At 44.7% G+C, this 409-nt stretch carries 1 protein-coding gene; it reads left to right on the top strand.

The features are described from left to right. Positions 1-353: hypothetical protein (locus Q1A74_RS18400; RefSeq protein WP_299599725.1), on the top strand; the 353-nt coding region annotated here is incomplete at its 5' end. Positions 354-409: the final 56 nt, after the last annotated feature.

The following is a 409-nucleotide window of genomic DNA, read 5'->3' as shown; positions in this document are numbered from 1 at the left end:
GGGCGTTATGCATCAGAAAGTTCACGAACATGACAGAGTCAGATTGGGAAATATTTAAAGAGATTCGAGAGAAGGCAATGGAGAAGCTTTCTCTTCGGGCTCTTAGTAATATAAGCAATATTCTGAATGATGATACTAGTTGTCCCAGTGAGCGATGTATGGAAATCGATCAACTGATGAAGTCTCACAGTAGTGAGATGGACAGTATTTTTGACAACCTCAGCCGTTCAAAAGCTGTTTTTCAGTTACTCCAAATCCGCTCAAAAAACCTAGTAGATAAGAATTATTTGGAGAGGTTGTCAGCAGAGTTCTTGGATCGTACTGCACCCAGTGCCCGTGCCAAGAATGCATAACAAGGCCGGGCAATTTGCTCCGGGCCTTCGGCCCTCCGCGGGACAGCTTACCTTGT

It is taken from the genome of uncultured Microbulbifer sp., assembly GCF_947504145.1.
Lineage (GTDB): Bacteria > Pseudomonadota > Gammaproteobacteria > Pseudomonadales > Cellvibrionaceae > Microbulbifer.
The sequence above is the reverse complement of the archived record's forward strand: the minus strand, read 5'-3'. Positions and strand labels throughout refer to the sequence as shown.